This window comes from Kitasatospora sp. NPDC090308 (genome assembly GCF_044769485.1).
GTDB classification, from domain to species: domain Bacteria; phylum Actinomycetota; class Actinomycetes; order Streptomycetales; family Streptomycetaceae; genus Kitasatospora; species Kitasatospora fiedleri.
This window is the reverse complement of sequence record NZ_JBIVXY010000001.1, coordinates 230,196-255,967: the sequence shown is the minus strand read 5'-3', so window position 1 is coordinate 255,967 and position 25,772 is coordinate 230,196. Positions and strand designations below refer to the sequence as shown.

13 protein-coding genes are annotated in these 25,772 nt (G+C 72.0%); 8 read left to right on the top strand and 5 right to left on the bottom strand.

Annotated elements, in window-relative coordinates; translation table 11 throughout:
* Positions 1-60 precede the first annotated feature (60 nt).
* Together ACIQVD_RS01070 and ACIQVD_RS01065 are read left to right on the top strand one after the other, a co-directional pair.
* On the top strand, positions 61-1,308 hold the full coding sequence (locus ACIQVD_RS01070; protein ID WP_400688224.1) for an SAV2148 family HEPN domain-containing protein: 1,248 nt from the start codon (positions 61-63) through the stop codon (positions 1,306-1,308).
* Between the two features lie 104 nt (positions 1,309-1,412).
* On the top strand, positions 1,413-2,120 hold the full coding sequence (locus tag ACIQVD_RS01065; protein WP_400688222.1) for an exonuclease domain-containing protein: 708 nt from the start codon (positions 1,413-1,415) through the stop codon (positions 2,118-2,120).
* Positions 2,121-2,197: 77 nt separating this feature from the next.
* Here the strand turns inward: ACIQVD_RS01065 and ACIQVD_RS01060 are convergent, their stop codons facing one another.
* The 3 genes from ACIQVD_RS01060 to ACIQVD_RS01050 all read right to left on the bottom strand — a co-directional run bounded on the left by ACIQVD_RS01060 (position 2,198) and on the right by ACIQVD_RS01050 (position 6,517).
* Positions 2,198-3,199 (bottom strand): polysaccharide deacetylase family protein, encoded by a 1,002-nt coding sequence (locus tag ACIQVD_RS01060; protein WP_402285145.1) that lies wholly within the window; start codon positions 3,197-3,199, stop codon positions 2,198-2,200.
* 124 nt (positions 3,200-3,323) lie between these two features.
* The gene (locus tag ACIQVD_RS01055; RefSeq protein ID WP_400688218.1) at positions 3,324-4,208 is read right to left on the bottom strand and encodes a phosphotransferase enzyme family protein; all 885 of its coding nucleotides are present in this window, start codon (positions 4,206-4,208) and stop codon (positions 3,324-3,326) included.
* A gap of 74 nt (positions 4,209-4,282) precedes the next feature.
* Complete coding sequence (locus ACIQVD_RS01050) at positions 4,283-6,517, bottom strand: MMPL family transporter (protein ID WP_402285143.1); 2,235 nt, start codon at positions 6,515-6,517, stop codon at positions 4,283-4,285.
* 500 nt (positions 6,518-7,017) lie between these two features.
* Here ACIQVD_RS01050 and ACIQVD_RS01045 point away from each other — a divergent pair, with 500 nt between their 5' ends.
* From ACIQVD_RS01045 to ACIQVD_RS01035, 3 genes are all read left to right on the top strand, one after another.
* Positions 7,018-9,180 carry an MMPL family transporter gene (locus ACIQVD_RS01045; RefSeq protein ID WP_402285141.1) on the top strand — a complete coding sequence of 721 codons (2,163 nt, stop codon included), beginning with the start codon at positions 7,018-7,020 and terminating at the stop codon, positions 9,178-9,180.
* A gap of 318 nt (positions 9,181-9,498) precedes the next feature.
* The gene (locus ACIQVD_RS01040; RefSeq protein ID WP_030460121.1) at positions 9,499-9,702 is read left to right on the top strand and encodes a cold-shock protein; all 204 of its coding nucleotides are present in this window, start codon (positions 9,499-9,501) and stop codon (positions 9,700-9,702) included.
* A 190-nt stretch (positions 9,703-9,892) separates the two neighbouring features.
* Entirely contained in the window at positions 9,893-11,725 is a 1,833-nt protein-coding gene (locus ACIQVD_RS01035) for a DEAD/DEAH box helicase (protein WP_400688213.1), read from the top strand.
* A gap of 67 nt (positions 11,726-11,792) precedes the next feature.
* Here the strand turns inward: ACIQVD_RS01035 and ACIQVD_RS01030 are convergent, their stop codons facing one another.
* Entirely contained in the window at positions 11,793-12,254 is a 462-nt protein-coding gene (locus tag ACIQVD_RS01030; protein ID WP_400688211.1) for a MarR family winged helix-turn-helix transcriptional regulator, read from the bottom strand.
* A gap of 135 nt (positions 12,255-12,389) precedes the next feature.
* On the opposite strand from ACIQVD_RS01030, the gene ACIQVD_RS01025 reads away from it, so the two are divergent.
* Complete coding sequence (locus ACIQVD_RS01025) at positions 12,390-12,899, top strand: hypothetical protein (protein ID WP_402285139.1); 510 nt, start codon at positions 12,390-12,392, stop codon at positions 12,897-12,899.
* Positions 12,900-13,044: 145 nt separating this feature from the next.
* Here ACIQVD_RS01025 and ACIQVD_RS01020 read toward each other — a convergent pair whose 3' ends face one another.
* Positions 13,045-14,196: a hypothetical protein gene (locus ACIQVD_RS01020; protein ID WP_402285137.1), complete on the bottom strand. Its 1,152-nt coding sequence runs from the start codon at positions 14,194-14,196 to the stop codon at positions 13,045-13,047.
* Positions 14,197-14,983: 787 nt separating this feature from the next.
* On the opposite strand from ACIQVD_RS01020, the gene ACIQVD_RS01015 reads away from it, so the two are divergent.
* Positions 14,984-19,132, top strand: coding sequence for a LamG-like jellyroll fold domain-containing protein (locus ACIQVD_RS01015; RefSeq protein WP_402285135.1), 4,149 nt, complete (start codon positions 14,984-14,986; stop codon positions 19,130-19,132).
* 92 nt (positions 19,133-19,224) lie between these two features.
* Entirely contained in the window at positions 19,225-25,677 is a 6,453-nt protein-coding gene (locus tag ACIQVD_RS01010) for an RHS repeat domain-containing protein (RefSeq protein ID WP_402285133.1), read from the top strand.
* The last annotated feature ends 95 nt before the right edge of the window (positions 25,678-25,772 follow it).

The window sequence follows — 25,772 nt, the reverse complement described above, 5'->3', positions numbered from 1 at the left end:
GGACGGATCCAGCGGACGCACCGTCACCCGCAGGGCGGCGGACGAGAGGTGAGGTAGCGGATGGGGTTCCCCGCCGGCGGCGACGGCACGGACCCGCGGGCCGGGAGCAGCGAGGCCCCGACGCTGATCGTCCGCGGCGGCCGCGGACCGCTGCCCCCGCAGGGCGGCCCGGCCGAGGGGGCGCCGCCCGCCTGGGCCGCCGACCAGTGGGACGACGCCTACCGCCGGGTCCGGCTGGCCGGCCGCGCCTACGTCTGGCTCAACCTGGTCGAGCAGCGGATGCGCGCCCTGGTCGACGAGGTGCTGCGCCCCGTCTACGCGCCCGCGCACGGCGAGGAGTGGGTCACCGCCGCCGCCGGACCGGCCGGCGAGGAGTGGGTGCACCGGGCCGCCGCCGTGCGCGAGGTCTCCCGCCGCAAGGGCTACCTGCTCGACCCGGCGGACGACGACCCGCTGGTCTTCCTCACCCTGCCGCAGCTGCGCGAGCTGATGGTGCAGCACTGGCCGTGCTTCGAACCGCACCTGGTGGACCGCCGGGAGGTCGAGCTGGCGCTCGACGAACTGGAGGTCGCCCGGCACGTGGTCTCCCGCAACCGGGCCCTGTCGCAGACCGTCCTCGACCAGACCGAGCGGGCCGCCGCCCGGCTGCTGGCCCTGCTCGACGGCGGGCACGGCGGGGTGCCCGCCGACGTGGTCGAGGAACTCGTCGCCGGCCGCTACGCCGACGTGGTCGCCGTGCACGCCGACCGGGTCCGGCTCCAGCGCGACCTGCCGGTCGAGGACCTGCTCGACGGGGCCCGCCGGCTGGACGCGGTCGGCATCGGCCTGGGGATGCTGTGCCAGAACTACACCGGCAAGCGGCTGGTCCGGCTGGCCACCGAGGGCTGCCGGGTGCGGCTGCTGTTCCTCAACCCGGCGAGCAGCGCCGTGCGCCGCCGCGAACGCGAACTGGGCATCGGGCGCGGCGAGCTGGGGCGCGCCGTGGAGATGAACATCATGCACGTGCGCCGGGTCCGGGCCCGGCTGCGCGACCAGGGCAGCTTCGAGATCCGGGTGTTCGACGAACTGCCCCGGTTCACCGCCTACCTGGTCGAGGGCCAGCGCACCACCGGCGCCGGCGGGCGGCGGCGCTCCACCGACCTCGGCGTCGTCCAGCCCTACCTGCGCCGGGCGCGCGGCATCGAGTCGCCCGCGCTGGTGCTGCGCGGCGGCGCCGGGCAGGACCCCGGCGGCACCGAACCCGGGCTGCTGGAGGTCTACCGCGAGGAGTTCGAGGACCTGTGGGGGGACTCCCGGCCGGTGTCCTGAGCGCGTGCCCGACCCCGCCCGGGGGCAGGAGTGCCGCGGGCGCTGTCACTGCGCCGCGCGATGATGGACCCACCTTGGCAGTGCTGACGGAAGGACACACCCCCATGACCTGGTGGAAGGGGCCGCTCACCGGTTTCGACCTGGAGACCACCGGCACCGACCCGGAGGCGTCCCGGATCGTCACCGCCGCCGTGGTCGACACCCTCGGCGGCGGCGTCGAACGGGCCGCCACCTGGCTGCTCGACCCCGGCGTCCCGATACCCGCCGAGGCCGCCGCGATCCACGGCATCACCGACGCCGAGGCCCGCGCGCACGGCCGCCCGGCCGCCGAGGCGATCGAGGAGATCGCCCGCGCCCTGGCCGACCGGCTGGCCGCCGGGCGGCCCGTGGTCGCCTTCAACGCCCCCTTCGACCTCTCCCTGCTCGACGCCGAACTGCGCCGCCACCGCCTGCCCACGCTGGCCGACCGCCTCGGCGGGCCGGTCACCCCGGTGGTCGACGCGATGGTCGTCGACCGCGCGCTGGACAAGTACCGCAAGGGCTCGCGCACCCTCCAGCGGGTCTGCGAGGTCTACGGCGTCGAACTGCGCGACGCGCACGAGGCCGGCAGCGACGCGCTGGCCGCCGTCCGGGTCGCCGTCGCCCTCGGCCACCGCTACCCCGCGCAGGCCGGCGACCTGCCGCTGGACGAACTGCACCGGCGGCAGATCGACTGGCACCGGGCCTGGGCCACCGACCTGCAGAGCTGGCTGCGCCGCAAAGACCCGGCGGCCGTGGTCGACCCGCGCTGGCCGCTCAAGGAAGCCTCCTAGCGCTCGCGCGCCCCGCCGCCCGCCGGTGGGTCCGCCATGGGTCCGCCGGCGGCCTCCTGCCGGAGGCCGACGGCCCGTCAGGACTGCGGGAAGTCGAAGGCGTAGCCCTGCGCGACCAGCCACGGCAGCAGCTGCTTGAGCGCCGCCACCGTCTGGCTGCGGTCGCCGCCGCCGTCGTGCATCAGCACCACCCCGCCCGGGCGCAGGTCGTGCTGCACGTTGCTGACGATCGCCTGCACGCCCGGCCGCGACCAGTCGCGCGGGTCGACCGTCCAGCCCAGCGACTTCATGCCCAGGTCGGCGCCGATCCGCTCGTTCTCCGCGGTGAAGTCGCCGCCCGGGGCGCGCCACCAGGCGATCGGCGTGCCGTCGCCCGCCGCGTGCTCGATCATCGACCCGGCGTCGGCGATCTCCGCGACCTGCCGCTCGTGCGGCTGGGTGTGCATCGGCTGCGGGTGGTCCACGGTGTGGTCGCACAGCCGGTGGCCCTCGGCCACGATCCGCCGCACCGCCGCCGGGCGGGCCTGCGCGTTGCCGCCGATCTCGCAGAACGTCGCCTTCGCGCCGTACTGCGCCAGCAGGTCCAGCACCTGCCCGGTGGCCGGGCCCGGACCGTCGTCGAAGGTCAGCGCCACCGTCCGCCCGCCCGAGGCGGTGTGCCGCAGCACGTGGGAGGCGGGCGCGGGCGCGGACGGCCGGGCCGGGGTGGTGGCGGGCCGCGAGGCGCTCGGGCTCGCGGACGGCGCGGCGGACCCGGGCGCGGACGGGGAAGGTGAGGCGTACGGCGAGGCCGGGGCGGTGCCGCCGCCCGGTGCGGGCGGCGCCGGGGTGCGGCCGGGGGCGGCGCCCGTCTCCCGGTCCTCGCCCGGGGTGGGCCGCGCCGCCACCGAGGAAGTCCCGTCCGCCGTACCGGTCGTGCCCGTGCTCGCGCTCGGTGGGACCGAGCGGTGCGCGGCGTCCCCCGCCGCGGAGGGGGTACCCGGTGCATCGCACGCCACCAGCAGGGCGGACGTGCCGAGCAGCGCGCAGGCACCGAGCAGCAGCGGACGACGGGGGGCGGGTATGCGGGACTTCACCACGGGGCGACTCCTGACGTCGTACCGGCCGCCTGGGGGCGGGGCGTCCGGTACGACGCCAGGCACGAGCGGGGTGGTTCCGTCCGGATGTGCGCCGCGCCACAGGGCGGGCACCGGACGGAAGCGGTCAGAACGCGAACCAGCGTACTGCCGTCGCTCCGTCACGCAGCGAGTCCACCCGGCGACGGAACTCGGCCCCGGCGGCCGGGTTTCCGGCCGCCTGCTGGGCCACCCACGCGGCGCTCGCGGTCTCCCGCGCCCCGCGCAGCACCGCGAACCCGGGCCACTCCCGGACGTCCCACCCGTAGGCCGAGTTGAACGCCGCGACCTCCTCGGCCGGGACGCCGTAGCGGTCCTGACTGAGCGCCAGCACCACCAGGTCGTGCTCGCGGAAGTCCGCGGCCATGTACTCCAGGTCGAGCAGCACCGGGCCGTCCGGGGTGACGTGCACGTTGCGCGGCAGCGCGTCGCCGTGGATCGGGCCCGGTGGCAGGACCGGGGCCAGCTCGGCGATCGCGGTGACAAAGCTCTCTTTTCGGGCCCGCAGGAACTCCGCGTCGGCCGGGTCGACGTGGCCCTCGGCGGCGGCCAGCCAACTGTCCACCGGCGCCAGCAGGTCGCGCCGCCCGAGCGGGACGGGGGCCCGCGGCAGCGCGTGCAGTGCCGTCAGCAGCGGTGCCAGGTCCGCCGGCCGGGCCGGGCGTACCGCGGGCGCCAGCCGGTGCCACCACGTCACCGGGTGCTCCCGCACCACCCGCACCCCGCCCTCGGCCGGGCGCACCACCGGCACCCCGGCGCCGTCCAGCCAGGTGGCCAGCGCCAGTTCGCGCTCCGCGCGGGCCGTGCCGGCCTCGCCCGGCGTCCGCCCGACCTTGGCCACCAGGCCCTCGGCGGGCAGCTCGAAGACGGCGTTCTGCCCGAGCGCGAGCAGCGCGGCCCCGGCCGGGTCGATCCCGGCCGGGGCGGATGCTTCCTGCAGGAGGGCCAGCGCCCTCGGTTCGTCGAAGATCACCCGTCCATTGTCGGGGAACCTCCGGGCCCGGCACCGGCCCCCGTCGGCGCGCCGCCGGAGCGCCGTGGGCCGGGCTACCGGTGGGGGCCGGCGCCCAGCAGCTCGGGCCGGCCGCCCTGCGGGGTGCCCGCCGGAGTGCCCGGGTCGGTGGCCGGGTCGGCGGCCGGGGTCTCGGCCTCGATCCGGGGGAGCCAGCGCAGCCAGCGGGGGAGGTACCAGTTCCGCTCGTCGAGCAGGGTCATCACGGCGGGGAGCAGCACGGCCCGGACGACCGTGGCGTCGATCAGGACGGCGACGGCGAGGCCGACGCCCATCTGCTTCATGGACTGCACGGAGAGCGTCCCGAAGACCGCGAAGACGCCGACCATGATGACCGCGGCGCTGGTGACCACGCCGGCGGTGGTGCGGATGCCGTGGGCGACGGCGTCCCGGGTGCTCAGGCCGCGGTCGCGGGCCTCCTTGATCCGGGAGACCACGAAGACGTGGTAGTCCGTCGAGAGGCCGAAGAGGATCACGAACAGGAACAGCGGGACCCAGCTCTCGACCGCCCCGACGCCGGCGGTGCCGATCAGGGCGGCGCCGACGCCGTGCTGGAAGACCAGCGACAGCACGCCGTAGGCCGCGCCGACGGAGAGCAGGTTGAGCAGGACGGCGGTGACGGCGACGGACAGCGAGCGGAAGGAGAGCAGCATCAGCAGGAAGGCGAAGGCGACCACGAAGCAGAGCACCGGCAGCATCGAGTCGGACATCTGCCGGTTGAAGTCGACCGACCCGGCGGTCTCGCCGGTGACCGGGGCCTCGGTGCCGGGGACCCTCCCGACGGTGGCCGGGACGACCTCCTCGCGCAGCGCCCTGAGGGCGGCGGCCGAGACGGCGTCGTTGCCGCTGCCGTAGAGCGGGATGTCGACCGTCGCGACGTTCTGCCCGGCGTGCACGGTGAGCTCGGTGGGGCCGTGCATCCGGCCGGTGGCCAGCGCCCGGGACTGCAGGTCGGCCAGCGCCCGGGTCATCTCGGTGGAGGTGATGTCACGGGCCCTGACCACCACGGTGGCGGGGGCGGGGCTGCCGGGGAAGGCGGCCTCGATCCGCTGCGCGGTGGCGACCAGGGCGTTGCCCTTCGGGAGCTGCTGCTGGAAGGTGAGGTTCGCGGTGCGCATGGTCAGCAGCGGGGCGGCGACCGCCAGCAGCAGGCCGGTGGCGAGGACGGCGGCGGCCAGCGGGCGGCGCAGGACGGGGGCGAGCACCGCGCCCCAGAACCGGCTGCCGCCCCGGGCGTCGCGCCGCGGGCGGCGCGGGAAGGGCAGGCGGCCCTTCTCGACCCGGTCTCCGAGCATCGAGAGCAGCGCGGGCAGCACCGTCAGCGAGCCGAGCACGGCGGTGACCACGACCACGATGGTGGCGAAGGACATCGCCCGGAAGTCGGCGATGCCGGTGAGGAACATGCCGGCCATGGCGACCACCACGGTGACGCCGGAGACCAGGACGGCCCGGCCGCTGGTGGCGGCGGCGATCCGCAGCGCGGTGGCGCGGTCGCGGCCGGCGGCCCGCTCCTCGCGCTCACGGCGCAGGTAGAACAGGCAGTAGTCGACGCCGACGGCCAGGCCGACCAGCAGCATCACCGAGCCGGCGTCGTCGCTGGTGTGCAGCAGCCCGGAGCAGAGGGCGACCAGGCCGCCGGCGGCGACGAAGGCGGTGATCGCCAGCACCACCGGCAGGACGGCGGCGACCACGGCCCCGAAGGCGATCAGCAGGATGCCCAGGGCGAGCGGCACGGCCGTCCACTCGGCGCGGGCGAAGTCGTCGCGGAACCGGTCGGCGAACCACTTGCCGGAGCTGGCCTGCCCGTACTCCTCGATCAGGAAGTCGGCGTGCCGCCGCTGCACGCCGGCCACCGCGTCCACCACCGGGGGCACGTTGGCCACCGCGGCCTCGTCGTCCGCCCCGTCGACCGTGAAGCGCAGCAGGGCGGAGTGCCCGTCCGCGGAGACCGCGCCGGTGTCGTACGGGCTGAGCTCCCCGGAGGTGCGGCCGGTGCCGCGGACGGCGGCGGCGACCTGCTCGACGGCGGCCCGGAAGGCCGGGTCGTCGGCCGTCAGGGCGGCGTTCTGCACCAGCACGGTCTCGCCGGCCGGGGACTCGACGCCCGCCTCGTCCAGGATCCTCGCGGCCCGGGCGACCTGGCCCGGCAGCGACTCGGCGGCGGTGACCTTGGCGGAGCCGTGCGCCCCGCCCAGGTAGGAGACCAGGACGACGAACAGCAGCCAGCCGAAGACCGCGGTCTTCCGGTGGCGGGCGCTCCAGGCACCCATCGTGGCGGCGATTCCTTGCTTCACTGCGGGTCCCCCCAGGGTTTCGGGCGGTCGGGACCGCCCCGGCCAGTGGGCCGCGGCACTGCTCCGCGGCACAACACACGCTAGGGAGGCGCGCTCTGACGGACCATCCGGCCAGGCCCCGTCTTCTCCCTGAACCTGCCCCCAGGGAGGAGTGGGGGGCTAACCCCACCCCGGGGGTCGGGGTCTCCTCCTCGGGGACGGTGCGACGTCCACCCTGAGGGGGAGCGATCTCCACCCGGAGCACGAGGTGGGAGGGGCCGCGGCCGGGTGACGATGGTGCGGGGCCGGTTCCGTGGCCGCCCCCGGGGGCAGCCGCGATACCCACTTGCCGGGCGGCAAGTACGGTCCCGTAGGATGCTCATCAGTCCTTACCTGCCGACCGGCTAGATCCCGCAGGGGTCCGCGCGCCGGTCAGAGCCGTTGCCCGGCCCCGTCCCCCCGGCGGCGGTGAACCATGCCCAGGAGGCATTTCGAGCATGTTCCACCGACTTGGACATTTCGTCGTCAAGCGGGCCTGGTGGGTGATCATCGCCTGGGTGATCGCCTCCATCGGCTTGGCGGCCTTCGCACCGAAGATGAGTGCTTCGACCGACGAGTCGGAGTTCCTGCCGAAGCACTACGAGTCGATCCGGGCCTCGGCGCTCCAGGAGCAGAAGTTCCCGGCCGAGTTCTCCCCGGGCGCGATCCTGCTGTTCGAGCGCACCGACGGCGGCGCCCTGACCGACGCCGACAAGGCCGACATGGCCAAGGTCGTGCAGGGGCTGACGGACGAGCACATCCCGCTGGTCGAGCAGGTCATCCCGCCGTCCCCGCAGAGCACCTCCAAGGACGGGCACTACGCGATGTCGATGGTCTCCATCGACAAGACGAAGATGCAGACCGACGAGTACGGCGACGCCGCGAAGAAGCTCCGCGACGACGGCAGGAAGCTCGCCGAGGGCACCTCGCTGAAGTACCAGGTCGGCGGCCAGGCCGCGATGGCCCTGGACCAGAAGGAGTCCTCCAGCGCCACCGACGCGATCACCATGGTCGCCACCGTGGTGCTGATCGTGGTCATCGTCGGCGTGATCTTCCGCGGCGTCCTGGTCGGCTGGCTGCCGGTGCTGCTCTCGCTGTTCCCGATGATCGCGGCCAGCGGCCTGATCGCCTTCGTCACCAAGCTGTTCGACCTGAAGAGCTCGCCGATCGCCTCGGCCATCCAGATCGTGGTGATCCTGGGCGTCGGCACCGACTACTTCCTGTTCCTGATGTTCCGCTACCGCGAGCGGCTGCGGGCCGGCGACGACCGCAAGTCGGCCGTGGCCAACGGCGTCGGCCGGGTCGGCGAGGCGATCGCCTCGGCGGCGGGCGCGGTCACCGTCGCCTTCGCCGTGCTCATCCTGTCCGAGCTGGGCATGTTCACCGCGCTCGGCCCGGCGCTGGCCATTTCGGTGATCGTCACCGCGCTGGCCTCGCTCACCCTGACCCCGGCGCTGCTCGCGGTCATCCCGGCCAAGGCCACCTTCTGGCCCGGCCGCAAGTGGATGCAGGAGCCCGAGGGCGCCCGCTTCCACCAGCTCGGCCGGATCGTCGGCCGCCGCCCCGGCCTGGTCGCGGTGGTCTCCGGCGGCCTGCTGGTGATCCTCTCGCTGGCCGGCCTCGGCTACCAGGGCACCTTCGACATGGCGAAGAGCATGATGCCGAAGGACAAGGAGTCCATGGTCGTCATGGACTCGCTCAGCAAGGGCTTCTCGGCCGGCGCCGCCGACCCGACGCACGTCTTCCTGACCACCGGCGAGGCCGGCGGCAAGCTGGACGCCGCCGCGCTGGACGGCTTCGGCGCCAAGCTCGGCCAGGTGCCCGGCGTCGCGGGCGTCGCGGGCGAGCACAAGGTCAGCGAGGACGGCACCACCGCCGACTTCACCGTGACGCTCAAGGACTCCGCGGCCAGCAACGCGGCGATCGACGCGGTCACCGACCTGCGCTCCACCGCCCACGCCGCCGCTCCCGACGGCAGCGAGGCGCTGATCGGCGGCACCTCGTCGGTGTACAAGGACATCAACCTCGCGATGGCCCACGACTACAAGCTGGTCTTCCCGGTGGCGGGTCTGCTGATCCTGCTGATCCTGGGCCTCCAGCTGCGCAGCGTGGTCGCGCCCTGGTACCTGATGGCCTCGGTCGGCCTCGGCTTCGCGGCCACCCTGGGCGCCACCACGGTGGCCTTCCTCAAGATCGGCACCGAGCCCGGTCTGATGTTCATGCTGCCGATCTTCATCTACCTGTTCGTGGTGGCGATCGGCACCGACTACAACATCCTGATCATCGCCCGCCTGCGGGAGGAGGCCCGCGAGGGCCGCAGCCCGCGCGAGGCGGCCAAGGAGGCGGTCCGACACGCCGGTCCGACCGTCGCCGCGGCCGGGTTCATCCTGGCGGCGTCCTTCGCGACCTTCATGCTGGCGGGCAACGTGCTCTTCGCCGAGCTGGGCTTCGCGCTGGCCATCGGCATCGTGCTGGCGGCCTTCGTGATGGCGATGTTCTTCACCCCGGCGATCACCGCCCTGCTGGGCAAGCGGGCCTGGTGGCCCGGTCACGGCGCGATGCCCGACCACGGCCCCGAGGCGGTCGGCGAGCGCGAGCCGGAGGCGGCCGGCCGGCGCTGACCCGGCGCCGATCCGATGCTGACCCGGCGCTGACCCGGTGGGACAAGGGGGCATGCGGCCCGAACGGACCGCATGCCCCCTGCGCGCGGTCGCGAAACACGGTGTGACCAGCGCAACCATTGCTGCCGTTGACGAGGACCGACGTGCTATTGTCGAAGCAGTTGCAGTATTGGTTCCCATGAACGTGTGTGTGCGCCTGCTGGTTCCAACCGCCAGGCGCATTTGTTTTGTCCGGTGTTTAGTCTCCGGATGGGGATCGCGGCTACGTGGGGCGCACGAGGTGTGTGTCCCAATGCCCCAGTGAAAGTGGAGACGGTTATGGCTACCGGCACCGTGAAGTGGTTCAACAGCGAAAAGGGCTACGGCTTCATCGAGCAGGACGGCGGCGGCGCCGACGTGTTCGCTCACTACTCGAACATCCAGTCGACCGGCTTCCGTGAGCTCGTCGAGGGCCAGAAGGTCGAGTTCGACGTCACCCAGGGCCAGAAGGGCCCGCAGGCGGAGAACATCCGCGCCATCTGAGTCCCGGCTCACGCCGACTCCTAGATGTTGCAGGCGAGGGCCCGTACCTCCACAGGGTACGGGCCCTCGTCCATGCCGCCCGACGGCCGGGGCGGCCCCTCTTCCCCTCATCCGGCGGCCGAACCGTTTCCCAGCCCAGCGGGTCCCTCCCGCGCATCCGGCTGGCGGCCCCCAGAGAGTGGGAACACCCATGCCCGAGCAGTCCCGTCCGCGCACCGACCAGTCCCGTACCGGGCAGTCCCGCGGCCAGCAGTCCCGTACCGGCCAGCCCCGCGGTGAGCAGCCCCGCGACGAGCAGGCCCGCGCCGACCGGCCGCGCACCCGCGGCGGGCAGCCGCGCACCGGTGCCGCCCGTACCGGCGCCCCCCGCACCGACGCCGGCCGCGGTGGCGCGCCGCGCGGTGAGCAGCCGCGCCGGGCGCGCCGCGGCGCGGCCCCCGCGGCGGCGCCCGCCGAGGACTTCACGCCCGTGCAGGGCACCCCGTCCCGGCCGCCGGCGGCGAGCTTCGCCGAGCTGGAGCTGTCCGCCGGGCTGCTGAAGGAGCTCGGCGCGCAGGGCGTCACCGAGCCCTTCCCGATCCAGGCCGCGACCCTGCCGGACGCGCTGGCCGGGCGCGACGTGCTCGGCCGGGGCCGCACCGGCTCCGGCAAGACGCTCGCCTTCGGCCTGCCGCTGCTGGTGCGCACCGCGGGCAAGCGCGCCTCCGCGCGGCGTCCGCTGGCCCTGGTGCTGGTGCCCACCCGCGAGCTGGCCCAGCAGGTCACCGAGGCGCTCGCCCCGTACGCCGGGGTGCTGAACCTGCGGATCACCACCGTGGTCGGCGGCATGTCGATCACCCGGCAGTCCAACCAGGTCCGGCGCGGCACCGAGGTGCTGGTCGCCACCCCCGGCCGGCTGGACGACCTGATCCAGCGCGGCGACGTGTTCCTGGACGACGTGGCGATCACCGTCCTCGACGAGGCCGACCAGATGGCCGACATGGGCTTCCTGCCGCAGGTCGTCAAGCTGCTGGAGCAGGTCGCCGAGGGCGGGCAGCGGATGCTGTTCTCCGCCACCCTGGACCGCAACGTGGACCGCCTGGTCAACCGCTTCCTCACCGACCCGGTCACCCATTCGGTGGACCCGTCGGCCGGGGCGGTCACCACCATGGACCACCACCTGCTCCAGCTCGACCCCGCCGACAAGGCCGAGACCACCGCCCGGATCGCCGCCCGCGACGGCCGGGTGATCATGTTCGTGCACACCAAGCACGGCGCCGACCGCCTCGCCAAGCAGCTGCGCGCCCACGGCGTGGTCGCCGCCGCGCTGCACGGCGGCAAGTCGCAGCCGCAGCGCAACCGGGTGCTCGACCAGTTCCGCGAGGGCGAGGTCACCGCGCTGATCGCCACCAACGTCGCCGCCCGCGGCATCCACATCGACGGCCTCGACCTGGTCGTCAACGTCGACCCGCCGATCGACCACAAGGACTACCTGCACCGCGGCGGCCGCACCGCCCGGGCCGGCGAGTCCGGCACCGTGGTCACCCTGGTGCTGCCCGAGCAGCGCCGCGAGGTCAACCGGCTGATGACCATCGCCGGCATCCGCCCGACCGTCACCAAGGTCCGCCCCGGGGACGGCGAGCTGGGGCGCATCACCGGCGCCCGCACCCCGTCCGGCGTGGCGGTGGCGCTGCCGGTGCCCGCCGCGGTCGCCGCCGCCCTGGTACCGCAGCCGTCGGCCGCCGGTGCGGGCGCGGGTGCGGAGGGCGCCGGACGCGGCCGGGGGCGCGGGCGCGGCGCGGCGAAGCCGGTGGACGGCGAGGCGCGCCGCCGTCCGGCGAAGCGGGCCGACGGCGGCCTGCCCAAGGACGTCGACATGAGCGGCAACCCGCGCCGCCCCCGCCCCAAGCAGCGCCCCGGCGCGGGCTCCCCGCAGATGGCGGCCGGCTTCATCGGCAAGGCCTCCGGGCGGGCGAAGCCGGGCTCCGGGGCGAAGAGCGGCTCCAACTACGGGACGGGGCGCCAGCGCCGCAAGACGGACTAGCTGGCGGAGGCTCCCCGTGCTGCGGGCGGCTGCGCGCCGCCCGCGCCGGGAGCGGGGTGCCGCCCGTTCAGCCCTGCGACTTCTCCGGCCGGGGGAGGCGGCGGACGGCCGTGACCAGCGGGGCGAGTTCGGGGCGCCGCTCGGCGCTGTCGAGTGCTTCGGCGAGGGCGCGGTCGTTGGTCGGCCGGGCCCGTTCGAGCAGGGCGAGGCCGTCCGGGGTGACGTTGGTGTAGATGCCGCGCCGGTCGGTGGGGCAGAGGTAGCGCGACAGCAGGCCGCGGTCCTCCAGCCGGGTGACCAGGCGGGTGGTGGCGCTCTGGCTCAGCACGACCGCGTCGGCCAGCTGGTTCATCCGGAAGTGGCCGCCGTCGCCGTCGTGCTGCTCGGAGAGCACGTCCAGGACGGAGAACTCGCGGACGCTGAGCTCGTGTTCGGCCTGGAGGGCGCGTTCGACGTGGGCCTCGATCCGGCCGTGCAGGGCGGTCAGGGCGCACCAGCCGTGCGCCAGTCCGGGGTCCGGTCGGGTCATGGCCCGTGCTCCCTCCGTCGGTGGTCCTGCCGCGGGCCCGTCGCGGGCCCGTTCCGGACAAGCTTAGTCGAGTTGTGCAAATTCCCGCGCCTGCAAGTATCTGTCGGCGGGGGAGGGAGAGGGACGGTGGTCCGGGTGGAGCAGGGCGCACGGCTGGACGCCCAGGAGGCGGCCCTGGACGCGCTGCTCGCGGCGCTCGGCATCGAGGCTCCGCCCGCCCCGGACGCCCGGGTCGAGGCCCTGGCCGCCCGCGCCCCCGGCTACGCCCAGTACCACCGCATCGGCCACAAGCGGCAGGCCGCCTACCGCCACCTGACCGAGGACCGCGCCGCGACCCGCACCCACTACCCGGCAGTCCTGGACGCGCTCCTCACCGACGACGACCCCTCCTCCCCGCGCTGGCTGGCCCAGGCCCTGGCCGTCGCCGGCGGCAGCCGCCGCCTCCAGCAGGAACTCCTCACCGCCCTGGAGACCGGCGACCCGCTCCGCCAGGTCTGCGCCCTCACCGCCTGGCGCTGGGCGGACACCCCCCACCCCGACCTGGCCCGGCGCTTCCGCACGGCCCGCCGCGCGGCGGCGGACCGCGCGGCGGACCCCTGGGTGCGCGGGCGGCTCGACGACTCGGCTTCCGCTGAAGACAGTTGACGGTCCGTCAACTCGATCGGTGGAACCGCGAGTCGGCGCGGACGGGAAGTCCTTGGGCGGCTGATCCTCTCCGGATCGGGCGCCAATTCCCCGGTCAGGCAGGCGCTTTGGCCCTGCCCGTGGGGTTGTCCGGAGGGGCGACGCGCTAGTGGCCGAAGGCCGCGTCGGTGTTCTTCGTCTGCGGGCGCCGCTCGGGCGGGAGCGGCCGGGCGTGGGACTTCTCCACGGCCTCGGCGCGGGCCGCGTGGAAGACCTCCACCGGGTCGCCCTGCTTGGCCCAGACCGAGGCACCGCACCAGGGGCCGATGAGCCGGAACTGCTCCAGGGCGGCCTCGTACAGGCCGGCCCGGCCGAGGTGGTGGGCCAGCAGGTGCCGCAGCCCCGGGAGGCGGGTGTTCTCGGGGTCGACCGCGGACAGCGCCTCGGCGACGGCGGTCAGCCGGGCGGTCGCGGCGGGGCCGATCGGGAGGCCGGAGCCGCGCTCCTCGAGCTCGGACAGGGCGTGCAGGTAGATGCCCGCGAGCGGGCTGCGCGGCGGGGCGCCGTCCATGGCCTGCTCGGCGAAGCGGGTCATCTGCCCGTTGCTGCCGTACCACTTGGCGCACCAGTACTGCATGCCCTGCCAGTGGCCCTCGTAGTGGTGCGGGGCGCGGGCCACCAGGCCCTCCCACAGCGGGCGGAAGCGGTCGGGCTTGAACTGCGCGCCGCGCGCCGCCGTCGCCATGACCACCCACGGCGCAGGGTTCGCCTGGTCCAGCAGTGCGGCCCGCCGGGCCGCCTCGATCGCGGCCGGCAGCAGGGCCCGGAACTCGGCGAACTTCTCGGCCGGCACCTCGTTCGCGTACCCGCTGCCCCGGATCGCCCAGGCGCGGTGCACCATCGCGTCGGCCTCCAGGGCCGCCGCGTCGCAGCTGTCCGGGTCCGCCGCGCGCCAGGCCGCCAGCCAGGAGTCGTCCTCACGGGCGATCGCGCGCAGCAGCTCGAAGCGCGACCAGTGCTCGTCCCAGTCGCCCGCGGCCGCCGCGAGGTGGTCGGCGGCGACCCGCCAGTCGCCGCCCCAGACGGCGTCCGCCAGCGCCTGCGACGCCTCGGCCGCCCGGGTCGGCGCGGGCGGACCGACCCGGCGCGGGTCGAGCGCCGCACGGGGCGCCAGCCCGTACGCGGCGGCGTCGAACGAGGCCGGCACCCGGTAGGCGGCAGGTGTCTTCGGGGCGGACGGCCGGGTGGTCTTCGAACGGGAACCGAGGAACAGGGAGACGACCGCGAGGACGCCGATCGGAAGGATGATGTGCGTCACGGGGGGAGATCATCCCGGGTCGAACCACCGGCGGCAAGGGAGAGCTCCGGCGGCCCTCGGCAGGTTTCTCCAGACGCCCCATGGACGCACTCGCAAACGGATCTGTTTATCGCGTGCCAAAGATCCGTAATCATGATTGACGTAGCGTCAGTTTTTGTTTGAGTCAACACCCTTCGCGGAGCGACTCCCAGTGTTCTGGTCGAATCGGATATGACGTAACGTCAGTTTTGTCCGCCGACTCTGCGCTGTCGTGTGCTCGACCCGGTGCGGCCCTTCCCGGCGGGGCGGAGATGGGTGCCCACCTCGCGGACGTCCGGTTTTCGCTCCAGTTCGGATTGGCTGGTGTCGATGAGGTGATGAGGGCGGGAGTGACCGGATGGGGGCGATGTGGAGTTTTGCCCGATTAATCTCCTGTGTAACGACATGTCACAAGTTCATCTCCCTCGATTTGTATTGTTGTTGACACAACGTGAACCCATACTTGAAAATCTGATTCCACTTGTGATGACTTTTTATATTCTGGGGATGTGGCGTGGGCGGAAGATTCGTGCGGAGAGGGTGGGGGCGCGGTCTGACCGCTGTTCTGCTCTCCGTCGGTGTGGTGGCGGGGGTGGCCGGTATACCGGTAGCGGCTCCTGCGGTGGCGGCCGAGGAGGCCGCGCCGGCGGCGAGCCCGACGGTGCCGGTTCCAGGGCAGGAGACGGCGGAGACGCTGGCGGTCGCGGAGGCGAAGCGGACCGGTAAGCCGGTGGAGGTCGATGCCCTGAGGCGCGAGAGTTCGGATGTCGTGGCGCAGCCGGACGGCCGGTTGGTGTCGACGACGTACGTGCAGCCGAAGCGGGTGCGTCGGGCCGGTGGCTGGGTGGATGTCGATCCGGCGCTGGCGGTGCTGGCGAGCGGTGCGGTGGCGCCGAAGGCGGCGACGGCGGACATCGAGTTCTCTGGTGGCGGCAGCGGGCAGCCGCTGGTGCGGATGTCGCGGGCCGGCAAGGAGTTGAAGCTCACCTGGCCGAAGGCGCTGCCGAAGCCGGTGCTGGACGGCGAGACGGCCGAGTACCGCTCGATCCTGCCGGACGTGGACCTCAAGCTGACCGCGTCGGCGACCGGCTTCAGCCAGGTCCTGGTGGTGCACACTCCCGAGGCCGCCAAGAACCCCGAACTCGCCTCGCTGCGGCTGGGATTGCAGGCTGATGGCCTGACGGTGAAGCAGGAGGGCGACGGTTCGCTGAAGGCGGTGGACTCCTCCGGTGGCGGCACGGTGTTCCAGGCGCCGGTGCCGGTGATGTGGGATTCCGCGACGGCCGCCGACGCCGCGTCCGCGTCCCCGTCCGCGTCCCCGTCGGCCGGTGCGTCGGCCGCGGCGAAGGCCCCGCTCGCGAAGTCGAAGTCCGCGGCCGCCCCCGCTGCTCCGGCCGCCGCTCCGGCCGCTTCCGAGGCCGAGCCCGGCACGGTGCCGGGTGAGGGCGCGAAGATGACCCGGCTGAAGGTGGACCTGCCCAAGGACTCGATGGTCCTGACGCCGGACCGGACCATGCTGGAGGACCCGTCCACGGTCTACCCGGTGATGATCGACCCGGCGTGGAACACCCCGAACGCGGCCGACTGGGCGGGCGTCTCACGCACCTACCCGAACCAGGCGTACTGGCACTTCACCTACACCTCCACCTACGTCCACGACTGGGGCGTCGGCTACTGCGGCGACACCTCGCGCTGCGCGCCCACCGACGTGAAGCGTGCGTTCTTCCAGGTCCCGAGCGGTTCGTTCGCGGGCAAGCAGATCCTCAGCGCCGAGTTCGGCACGTACGAGAGCCACTCGTACTCGTGCGACGCGCGCACGGTGGAGCTGTGGAACACCGGCTACATCTCCAAGGGCCTGAACTGGAACTCCCAGAACGCGTCCGGGTTCTGGAGCCGGCACCTGCAGGACATCAACACGGCCAAGGGCTGGAGCGGCAGCTGCCCGGGCGGCTGGCTGGAGTTCGGCGGCACCTCCGGCGCGGTCAAGGACCTGGTGCAGGACGCCGCGAACTGGGGCTGGTCCTCCATCACCTTCGGACTCAAGGCGCAGAACGAGAGCGACACCCTGGCCTGGAAGCGCTTCACCGACGACGCCTTCCTGCGGGTCTACTACAACCTGCGCCCGAACCAGATGCCGAAGAGCGACATGAACTCCACGCCCGGCGGCACCTGCCAGCCCGAACCGGTCGGCGTCAACCAGCTGCCGAAGGTGAACACGAAGGCCAGCGACCCGGACGGCGACGCGATCGGCGTGCAGTTCGCGGTCAATTGGGACGCCGGTGACGGCCTGCGCCGCCGTTGGTGGTCGACCGGCGCGGAGAACACCCCGCCCACGTCCGACAGCTTCAAGGGCTCCGGATCGATCTTCTCCTACCAGCTGCCCGACTCCTTCCCGCACAACACCCGGCTGAGCTGGGAGGCCCGCGCCTGGGACGGCAACGCCTGGGGTCCGTGGTCCTCGGATGGCGACCCGACCGCCTGCTACTTCACCGTCGACACCGCCATCCCGGACGGTCCGAAGATCACCTCCGCCTCCTACCCGGGCTCCACCCAGCGCGACGCGGACCTGCCGCCGACCGACGGCGTCGGCCGGTACGCCTCCTTCACCCTGACGGGCGGCGCCACCATCGCCAAGTACCAGTGGGCGATGGACGATTCGGCGTTCACCGACCTGCCCACCACGGGTGGCGCCGCGCAGACCGTCAAGGTCCTCCTGCAGTCCCCCGGCGTGCACACCCTAACCGCGCAGACGGTCAACGGCGTCGGCACCGTCTCCCAGCCCGAGACGTACTCCTTCAATGTCCTCAACGGGCAGGGTCAGCGGTCTGGTTGGAACATGGACGGCAACCTGAACGGTTCCGGTGCGGAGATCCCGGCCGTCCTCGGTTCGGGTGCCACCGCCGGCGCGCCCGGTCACCTCGGCAGTGCACTGTCGTTCAACGGCGACGCAGCCACCGGCTACGCGCAGACCGGCGCGGCGGTGCTCGACACCTCCAAGAGCTACTCCGTGTCCGCCTGGGTGAAGTTCGACGGCGCCACGAACGGCCGCATCGCGGTCAGTCAGAACGGCCAGAACTACTACGCGTTCACGCTCGGTGCAAACACGGTCGGGACCGAGAACCGCTGGACGTTCAAGGTCCAGAGCCTCGCCGGCGACTCCGACAGCACCACCTTCGCGGTGAGCGCGCCGACCGCGGCCCCGACCGGGCAGTGGACCCACTTGGCCGGTGTGTACGACTCGGCGGCGAAGACCATCGTGCTGTACGTCAACGGTGCCAAGGCCGGTTCCACCAACGTCCCCTCGGTGCTGTGGGACGGGCACGGCTCGGTGCAGATCGGCCGCGACCGCTGGAAGGGCCAGTGGTCCGCCGCGTGGCCCGGTGCGGTCGACGAGGTCAAGCTCTGGGACCGCCCGCTGGGCGCCGCCGAGGCAGCCAAGGTCGCCGCCGACCAGCAACTCACCACCGGCACGCTGGCCAAGGCCGTCTGGCACCTCGACGAGGGCGCCTCCCCGGTGGTCGGCGCGCCCGAGAGCGACGCCCTGACCGCTTACAACGGCCCGCAGACCAACGCGGCCGGCATCACCGGCCAGGCCCTGCACACGGACGGCACGGACGACTACCTGCGCACCGCGCGCCCGCAGGTCAACGGCACCCGGGACTTCTCCGTGTCGGCCTGGGTGAAGCTGCCCAAGCCGGCGGCCGGTGACAGCACCGCCAAGGTCGCGATCAGCCAGATCGGCCAGCACAACAGCGAGTTCGCCCTGTACTACTCGCCCTACTGGGGCCGCTGGATCTTCGGCCGCTACAAGGAGGACACCGCCGTCGACACCCTGGTGCGCACCTGGCAGAACGACTGCACCCCCGGCACCATGGTCGGTACCGTGCCGTGCTTCGCGGGCACCACCGGTGAGTGGACGCACCTGATCGGCGTCAACGACACCACCGCGAAGAAGACCCGCCTGTACATCAACGGCTACCTGGTCGGTGAGGCCGACTACACGCAGAACTCGCCGTGGGCCAACCCCGGCCCGCTGCAGATCGGCTCCGCCAACCGCGAGGGCGCCAACACCGAGTTCTTCGGCGGCGACATCGACGACGTCCGCGTCTTCGACCGGATCATCACGAACCCGGAAGCCACCGCGATGGCCCAGCAGCACCCGGTGCTCGCCGGCCGCTGGAAGTTCGACACCGCCACCTCCGGCACCACCCCCGACGAGAGCCAGGCCCACCGCAACGCAGCCCTGGGCAGCGGTGCGTCCATCGACACCACCAGCATGGGCATGTTGATGACGCCGGGCTTCCTGCAGTTGGACGGCACCGCGAACGGCTACGCCGCCACCGCCACCGCCCCGGTCCACACCAACCAGAGCTTCACGCTCGCCGGCTGGGTGAACACCCCGGGCACTCCCACCAAGGACATGACGGCACTGTCCCTGAACGGCGCCAACAACAGCCCCGTCACGGTGCGCTGGCACTCCCTGGGCACGGACCCGACGGGGAAGCCCCTGGGTCAGTGGCAGGCCGAGCTGCGCACCACCGACGCCGCCACCGGTTTCACGCGCACCCTCGTGGCCCACACCCCGCAGGAATCACTGTGGGAGAACTGGGCCCATCTCGCGGTCAGTTACGACGCCTTCACCAGTCGGCTCGTGCTGTACGTCAACGGCGTGGCCGAGAACAACACCTGCGCCGACAGTGCCCCCGGCTGCGTACCGAACGTCTCCTCCACCGGGGCCCCGCAGCCCTACGAGGCCAACGGCGGACTGCAGTTCGGCCGCAACCGGGCCGGCGGCGCCTGGGGCGAGTACTTCTCCGGGCAGCTCGACGACGTCTGGGCCTACCAGGGCGTCCTGAGCCCCGGCCAGGTCTACGCGCTCGCCAGCAGCCCGGACGAACCGGCGAACCCCAGCGCCTGACCTCTCCTGCGATCCGGGCCGGGCAGCCGCCAGCTGCCCGGCCCGTCGTCCCTTCACGCCCGGAAACGGGCCCGTACCCAAGGAAACCCATCGTGAGAACAGACAGGTCCGCCGAACGGCGGGCCCGAGGAAGGGTCGCCGCCGCCGTCGCGGTCGCCCTGGTGGGGTCGCTGATACCCACCCTGTCACTGGCCTCGGCGGCTGCCGACACCTACCAGAAGCCGTCCGCGGTCTCTCCGGAGAAGCCGGTCAAGGGCCACGACACCACGCCCGGGCCCGCCAAGGCCGACACCACCGTCAGCAAGCCCGACGGCAAGAAGGGCAGCCTGCCCGGCAGGGGCAGTGCCACCCTCGACGTGCCCGGCGAGCGGGGCAAGGCGGTGAAGGCCGGCAAGCTGCCGGTCTCCCTCACCTCCTCCGGCGCGGCCGCCAAGGACGCCAAGGTCGAGGTGCTCGACCAGAGCGCGGCGGCCAGGGCCGGGATCAGCGGCCTGGTCCTCACCGTCGCGGGCGTCAGCGACAGTTCCGGCGTCAGCGTGGACTACTCGTCGTTCGCCCAGGCGGCGGGCTCGGGTTTCGGTTCGCGCCTGAAGCTGGTCCGGCTGCCCGACTGCGCGCTCACCACGCCGGAGCTGCCCGAGTGCCGGGTGCAGACGCCGCTGCCGGGCGGCAACGACGTCGAGGCGCAGACCGTCAAGGCCGACGCGCTGACCGCCGCCACCGCAGGGTCCACCCGCCTCCAGGGCACGGGCGGTGCCGTCGTGCTCGGCGTCACCGCCGGGACGGCCGGGCCCAGCGGCGACTACAAGGCCACGCCGCTGTCCTCCGCGTCCTCGTGGTCGACCGCGCTCAACAGCGGGTCGTTCACCTGGTCCTACGACATGCCGCTGACCGCGATGCCGGGCAACCTGACGCCGAAGATCGGCCTCTCGTACAACTCCGGTTCGATCGACGGGCGCACCGCCAACAGCAACAACCAGGCGTCGTGGGTCGGTGACGGCTTCGACCTGTCGCCCGGCTTCGTCGAGCGCTCCTACAAGGCGTGCGCGGACGATGGCGCGCCCAAGACCAACGGCTCCAACCCCGGTGACCAGTGCTGGGGCACCGACAACGCCACGATCAGCTTCGCCGGGCACTCCGGCGAGCTGATCCCGCTCTCCGCCGACGAGTGGCGGATCAAGAACGACGACAACACCAAGGTCGTCCGGGTCCGCGACAGCGCCCGCGGCAACGGCGACAACGACGGCGAGTACTTCAAGGCCACCACGTCCGACGGCACGTCGTACTACTTCGGCTACAACCGCCTGCCGAACTGGGCCAGCGGCCAGCCGGAGACGAAGTCGGTCTACACGGTGCCGGTGTTCGGCAACAACGCGGGCGAGCCGTGCAACGGCGCGAACTTCGACGCGTCGTGGTGCCAGCAGGGCTGGCGGTGGAACCTGGACCTGGTGGTCGACGCCCACGGCAACGACATCACCTACTGGTACAGCCCCGAGACCAACAACTACAGCCGCAACCTGAAGACCGCCAACCGCACCCCCTACATCCGCGGCGGGCGCCTGGACCACATCGAGTACGGCCAGCAGAAGAGCGACCTCTACTCGTCGACGGTCAAGCCGATGGGCCGGGTCGAGTTCGGCACCGCCGAGCGCTGCCTGGAGAGCAACACCGCTCTCTGCGCCGCGAATTCGATCGACACCAACCGGCAGTACTGGTACGACACCCCCTGGAACGAGAACTGCAAGGACGGCACCGACTGCACCACGCAGTTCTCGCCGACCTTCTTCACCCGCACCCGCCTGACCCAGGTGGTCGCCAAGACCCTCCAGGCCGGCGGCACCTACACGCCGGTGGACACCTGGGACCTCACCCACAAGTGGGGCACCGCCGACTACGACTACCAGCTCCTGCTGAACACGATCACCCACACCGGCAACGCCGCTACCCCCGCCGTCCCCCTACCCCCCACCACGCTCGCCTACAAGCCGATGGCCAACCGCCTCGACAAGACCGGCGACGGACGCGCCCCCTTCATCAAGCAGCGCCTGGGCACCGTCACCGACGAGATCGGCGGCCAGGTCGACGTCAACTACTCCGCCGCCCCCTGCGACTGGGCCAACCTGCCCACCCCGCAGACCAACACCACCCGCTGCTTCCCCCAGCAGTACCAGGCCTCCCAGGAGAGCCCGATCACCACGGAGTGGTTCAACAAGTACGTCGTCGACGCGGTCATCCAGACCGACCGCACCGGCGGCGCACCCGACACGGTCACCCACTACACCTACCTCGGCGACGCCGCCTGGCACTTCGACGACGAGGACGGCCTGACCAAGGAGAAGCTCAAGACCTGGTCCCAGTGGCGCGGCTACGCCCACGTCCGCGTCCAGACCGGCGGCAGCGCCGCCATGTCCACCCAGGCCGACCACTTCTTCCTGCGCGGCATGGACGGCGACCGCAACAACCCGAGCGACAAGAACAGCAAGCGCACCGTCACAGTCAACGACGGCCAGGGCACCACCCTGACCGACGACCAGGCCTGGGCCGGTTTCGAGTACCGCACCGAACAGTACGACAAGCCCGACGGCCTCATCCTCTCCAAGACCGTCAGCACCCCCTGGAAGAAGCAGACCGCCCAGCGCGTGCGCGACTGGGGCACCACCACCGCCAACCTCACCGGAATCAGTGCCACCCGCACCTTCACGTCCCTCGACAAGGGCGCGGGCACCACCTGGCGCGAAACCCGCACCGGCGCCGCGCTCGACGACTACGGCCGCATCACGCAGTCCGAGGACCTCGGCGACGTGACGAACGCCGATGACGACAAGTGCACCCGTAGCACCTACGCGGACAACACGGGTGCGTGGATACTCGACGGTGCGATCCGGACCGAGACCGTCGCAGCGAACTGTGCCGCCGCCGTGGATCGGCAGACCCGGGCCGACGGCACCTCAGCCGTCCTGTCCGACACCAGGCTCCGCTACGACGGCCAGGGCTACGGTGCGGCGCCGGTCAAGGGCGACGTCACACTCACTCATACCCTCGGTTCGCAGGCCGGGAAGGACGCCACCTACCTGGACACTGCGGCGTCGTTCGATGTTTACGGTCGGCCGCTGACCACCACGGACCTGGTCTCAACCACGGTGTTCGACACCACCGGCACGGTCGGCCCCGTCACCACGGCCCTGCCGAACGTCCGGACCACCACCACCGTGTACACCCCGGCCACCGGACGACCCACCCAGTCCATCGTGACCACCCCGCCGGCCACCGCCGGCAAAGCGGCCACCACGCAGACCACGACCACCGACTACGACCTGCAGCGCGGCCTGGCGACCGGCAGCATCGATGCCAACAATCGCCGCACCGACATCGGGTACGACGCGCTCGGCCGCATCCTCAAGGTCTGGCTGCCCGACCGCTCCAAGACCAACGGCCAGACCCCCGACCAGGAGTACGCCTACACCGTCACCGACGGGAAGATCACCGCCGTCGCGAGCAGGACCCTCAACGAGGACAGCAGCCAGCAGACCTCCTACACCCTCTATGACGGCTTCGGGCGCACCCGCCAGACCCAGGTGCCGGGTGCGAGCGGCGGCCGGGTCCTCACCGACACCTTCTACGACGAGCGCGGCCAGGCCGCCCTCGCCTACGCCCCCTACTACGCCACCGGCGCCCCGTCGGCCGTCCTGCGCAGCGTCGACGACACCACCGGCGTCGAGACCCAGACCAAGCAGGAGTTCGACGGCCTCGGACGGGTCGTCAGGTCGACAGTTCTGGCAGGCAACGGCGTCGGCACGCCGCTGTCCACCACGCTCACCGAATACAACGGTGACCGCGTCACGGTCACCCCGCCCACCGGCGGCACTCCCACCACCAGCATCAGCGACGCCTCAGGGCAGACCGTGGAACTGCGCCAGTACAAGGCAGCCACTCCGACAGGCGCTTACGATGCCACCAAGTACGTGTACGACTCGGTGGGCAACCTGTCGAAGCTGACCGATCCGGTCGGTACCGTCTGGACCTGGACCTACGACCAGCGCGGCCGACTGACCAAGTCCGTCGACCCTGACAGCGGCACCACCGTCAAGGTGTACAACGACCGGGGCGAGATCACCAGCGCCACGGACGGCCGCGGCAAGACCATCGCCAGCGTCTACGACAACATGTCACGCCTGCTGGAGACGCACGAGGGCTCCGCGGTCGGCCCGCTGCTGACCTCGCAGAGCTGGGACCCGACCGGTAACAAGGGCCGGCTGGCCGGCAGTTCACGGTTCAGTACGGTCAACGGCAAGACCTACGAGTACAAAACCGCGTACTCGTTCTTCGACAGCATGGGCCGTCCGACCCGCACCACCGTGACCGTCCCCTCCGTCCCCGACCAGGAAGCACTCGCCGGCAACTACCTCACCAGCACCACCTACCGCCTCGACGGCCAGATCGGTTCCACCTACTACCCGGCGGCCGGGAGCCTCGCCGGTGAGACGGTCACGTTCACCTACGATCCCCTGCACCGGCTCACCGCCGTCGGTGGTGCGAGCACCTACCAGACCGGACAGACCTACAGCCTCACCGGGAAGCCGCTGCAGACCACCCTCTCCAACGGCACTGCCAACAAGCAGGTCTACGTCACCAACTCCTACGAGTGGGGCACCCAGCGCCTGGCCTCCAGCCGCACCGACCAGTACGGCACCGCCACCCCGGCCCGAGCCGCCACCTACACCTACGACCAGGTCGGCAACGTCACCTCCGTCACCGACACCTCGGGCTCCGGCACCGACCGCCAGTGCTTCAGCTACGACCACCTGGCGCGCCTGACCGAGGCGTACACCCCCGGCACCGGTAGCTGCACGGCCCCGAACGGTGCTCAGCTCGGCGGCCCCGCCCCCTACTGGACCAGTTGGACCTACAACACCAACGGCACCCGGGCCACCGAGACCCGGCACGACAGCACCGGCAACGCCGCCCGGAACGCCACCACCACCTACACCTATCCCGCCCCTGCTGCGGCCAGGCCCCATGCCTTGACCGGCCTCAGCACGGCCACCGGGACCGAGGGCACTCCGGTGCAGGAGAGCTACGCTTACGACGCGTCTGGCAACACCACGGAGCGGCACCTCAAGCCGACGGGAAACCAGACCAGTGACCAGGTGCTGACCTGGAACTCGGAGAACCGGCTCGCCAAGGTCGCCGACACTGTCACGACCGCAGCCGCTTCTTCCACGACCACGACCGACTACCTCTACGACGCCGGCGGCAACCGCCTGCTCGGCCACACCCGCGACGCCGCGAACCCCGGTGCCGAGAATTGGACCCTTTATCTCGGCAACACCGACCTCAAGCTGGTCAAGGGTGCCGCCAAGGCCGCCGCGACCCGCCGCTACCCGCTCGGCGGGTCCACCGCCGTCCGCAGCGATGACGGCAGACTGACCTTCCAGGTCAATGATCACCACGGCACTGCCGAGGTCGGCATCGACGCCGCCACCGGCACCGTCACTCAACGTCGCAGCACGCCCTTCGGCGGGGCCCGCGGCACCGCCCCCACCGCCTGGGCCGATGGTCGAGGTTTCCTCGGCGGTGTCCAGGAACCCACCGGGCTCACCCACATCGGTGCCCGTGACTACGATCCCGCCACCGGACGGTTCGTCTCGGTCGACCCTCTCCTCGAGGCGAACAAGCCCCAGACGATGAACGGATACACCTATTCGGCCAACAACCCCGTGACGTATTCCGACCCCAGCGGCATGGCCCTGGAAGAGTGCGCGAGCGGGATGTACGTCTGCACGAACAAGGGCACCCAGCCGATCGAGCAGGGAAAGCGTTACAACGAGATCGTCGCCGAGAACCACAAGTCCGAGGAGGTGCAGCGGCAGAACATCAAAAAAGCGAACCGCAAGGACGAATTGGCCCGCCGTGCATCCGCGGCCTACATCTCCGGCGGAAAATTCGATGCCAATGCGGTCTTGAACCCCGACGCAAGCCAGATCGTCGCGTTCTTCTTCATGGGCATCGCCCCCAGTGAGTACTACTTCGACGAAAGCGACAAGTTCACCGCCCAGGTGCGCCAGCACATGTGGATGGACGTGGTCCGCAAATACTTGGAGCAGCGCTCGGGCACCAAGCTGGGCGAGACCATCACGGGTCTCGACTACAAGACCACCTACGGTGCCGAACTCAACGACATTCCGATGAAGCTGCTGATGGCTGCCGAGCTCTCCGACTTCATCTCGTACACGAATGGGAATCGGGATCCGGAGTCGGTCGAGGGGTCGGCCCGCGCCATCCTCGGCTCCTTCAACCTGAAGGCGACCGTCACCGACTACGGCAGCCTCAACCACACGGCCAAGGTCCAGTTCGAACTCACCCAGAAGATGACCAAGGAATCGCTCACTCGGGGGGTCTCCCCGGAGGGTTACTCCTCGGGGGAGAAGGAAGGCGGCGCCGAGGCACTGTCGAGCACCATGTCATCAGTATTCCCGGCGGGCCAGCGAACCGTCGGTTTCACCGTCACTTGGACCGAATCCATCCAAATGTCGGTCGACCAGTAACCTCATGGTTCGGTGGGCGGGCCGGCGCCTGGCGCTCGGCCCGCCCACCGTGCTCCAGGACAGAGAAAGGCCACTCCATGTTCCCCTCGGCACGA

What these genes read in the sequence shown, in the direction of transcription:
- ACIQVD_RS01070 (WP_400688224.1), top strand. Translation starts at nt 61, where the DNA reads ATGGGGTTCCCCGCCGGCGGCGACGGCACGGACCCGCGGGCCGGGAGC.
- ACIQVD_RS01065 (WP_400688222.1), top strand. Translation starts at nt 1,413, where the DNA reads ATGACCTGGTGGAAGGGGCCGCTCACCGGTTTCGACCTGGAGACCACC.
- ACIQVD_RS01050 (WP_402285143.1), bottom strand. Translation starts at nt 6,517, where the DNA reads ATGGGTGCCTGGAGCGCCCGCCACCGGAAGACCGCGGTCTTCGGCTGG.
- ACIQVD_RS01045 (WP_402285141.1), top strand. Translation starts at nt 7,018, where the DNA reads ATGTTCCACCGACTTGGACATTTCGTCGTCAAGCGGGCCTGGTGGGTG.
- ACIQVD_RS01040 (WP_030460121.1), top strand. Translation starts at nt 9,499, where the DNA reads ATGGCTACCGGCACCGTGAAGTGGTTCAACAGCGAAAAGGGCTACGGC.
- ACIQVD_RS01035 (WP_400688213.1), top strand. Translation starts at nt 9,893, where the DNA reads ATGCCCGAGCAGTCCCGTCCGCGCACCGACCAGTCCCGTACCGGGCAG.
- ACIQVD_RS01030 (WP_400688211.1), bottom strand. Translation starts at nt 12,254, where the DNA reads ATGACCCGACCGGACCCCGGACTGGCGCACGGCTGGTGCGCCCTGACC.